The sequence below is a fragment of the Aerococcus sp. L_32 genome (genome assembly GCF_050689315.1).
Genome location: NZ_JBOEQF010000351.1, coordinates 1 through 2020, shown reverse-complemented (window position 1 = coordinate 2020; position 2020 = coordinate 1). Strand labels below are relative to the sequence as shown.

At 41.2% G+C, this 2020-nt stretch carries 3 protein-coding genes; all 3 read left to right on the top strand.

What is annotated here, in order from left to right; all coding sequences use genetic code 11:
* The coding region (locus ACRCJ0_RS12800; RefSeq protein WP_431390670.1) for a beta-ketoacyl-ACP synthase II at positions 1 to 985 on the top strand (985 nt) is incomplete at its 5' end.
* A gap of 3 nt (positions 986 to 988) precedes the next feature.
* Positions 989 to 1489, top strand: a complete 501-nt coding sequence (accB, locus tag ACRCJ0_RS12795; protein ID WP_417893580.1) for an acetyl-CoA carboxylase biotin carboxyl carrier protein — start codon at positions 989 to 991, stop codon at positions 1487 to 1489.
* Between the two features lie 23 nt (positions 1490 to 1512).
* Entirely contained in the window at positions 1513 to 1986 is a 474-nt protein-coding gene (gene fabZ / locus ACRCJ0_RS12790) for a 3-hydroxyacyl-ACP dehydratase FabZ (RefSeq protein WP_003142766.1), read from the top strand.
* Positions 1987 to 2020 lie beyond the last annotated feature (34 nt).

Here is a 2020-nt window from a genome sequence, read left to right as displayed (position 1 = left end):
AGACGCGAATCTAGACGTAGAAAATGCTGACGTTGATCGTATCGGGGTTTATCTAGGTACTGGTATCGGTGGTATTCAAGAAATCGAAAAAGGTGTATTAAAAATGCAAGATAAAGGGATCAAACGTGTGAATCCTTTATTCGTACCTGTTTCTATTTCTAATATGGGTGCTGCCAATATCTCAATGCATTTTGGCTTAAAAGGGCCAGCTTTAACAATGGTTACAGCATGTGCATCTGCTAACAATGCCATTGGTGAAGCTTTCCGTTATATTAAACATGGTTATGCAGATGTCATGATTGCTGGTGGTGCTGAAGGTGCGATCAACGAAATCGGTTTAGGTGGTTTTGACAACCTGACAGCGACAAGTGATTCAACTGATCCAGACCGCGCTTCAATCCCATTCGATAAAGACCGTAATGGCTTTGTGATGGGTGAAGGTGCTGGCATCTTGGTATTAGAATCCTTAGAATCAGCGCAAGCTCGTGGCGCTAAAATCTATGCTGAAATTGGTGGATACGGTTCTACTTCAGACGCTTATCACTTAACAGCACCATCGGAAGATGGTTCTGGTGCAGCGAAAGCGATGTTATACGCTTTAGAAGAAGGGAACATCGCTAAAGAAGAAGTTTCTTACATCAATGCCCACGGTACAAGTACCCCAGCAAACGATTCTTCTGAAACAGTTGCGATTAAACGTGCCTTTGGTGAAGAATTGGCTTATAAAATTCCAGTTTCTTCTACAAAATCATCAGTTGGGCACTTACTAGGTGCTGCTGGTGCTGTTGAAGCCATTGCAAGTATCATGGCTATCAAAGATTCATTCATTCCAGCTACATTAGGCTACAAGAATCCAGATCCATTATGTGATTTAGATATCGTACCGAATGTTGGACGCGAACAAGAAGTAAACGTTGTTGTTAGCAACACTTTAGGTTTTGGTGGACATAACACAGTTATTGCCTTTAAAAAGGTTGGTGAATAAGGCTTGAAACACGAAGAAATTAAAGATTTAATCAGCCAGATTGATTCGTCTACAATTCAAGAGTTTTCATTCCAAACACAAGCGGATTCTTTGTACATTTCAAAAATTAAAGAACGCCAAACACAGACTGAAAACACAAGCGCTAATCAACAAGCTACCACAAACGCAGAAGCTACACCAACTACAGCAGCCCAAGAGACGATTAGTCAAGAGAAGACAGCACCTGCCACAGAAGAAGCAGCGCCTAGTGCACCGGCCGCGCTAGCTGGCAAAACGATAGACAGTCCTTTAGTTGGTGTTGTTTATCTAGCTAAGAACCCTGATCAACCAGCCTTCAAAAAAGTGGGCGACAGTGTTGAAGCTGGTGAAACTGTTTGTATCGTTGAAGCGATGAAAGTGATGAACGAGATTCCAGCTGATATTTCTGGAACAGTCGTAACCGTCTTAGTTGAAGACGGTCAAGTTGTTGAGTTCGGCCAACCATTATTTGAAGTTAGCGAATAATTATTTCTAAAGGAGTATTAAAAATGACTGAATATGCAGAACGTAAAGAACCTGTTTTAACAGCGATGCAGGTACAAGAAATCATCCCTAACCGTTTCCCAATCTCATTTGTGGACCGCGTGGATGAAATTATTCCAGGTGAAAAAGTTGTTGCCCGTAAAAACGTGACGATTAACGAAGAATTCTTTGTTGGTCACTTCCCAGGAAATCCTGTAATGCCGGGTGTTTTACAAGTAGAAACAATGGCACAAGTGGGCTCAATTCCATTATTATCTCAACCAGACTTTAAAAATAAAATCGCTTATTTAGCTGGTTTAAATAACGTGAAATTCCGTAAAAACGTTGTACCTGGTGACGTACTTGAAATCACAGTTGAAATTGTGAAATTGAAGAAACGTATGGGTATCGGTAAAGGGACAATCCGTAATGAATACGGCGAGGTTTGTTCAGAAGCTGAAATGACCTTTATCATTTCTAACGTAGATAAAGTCGACTAGTCTGCTGGTCCAGCCTGAAATAAGGCGAACGGCT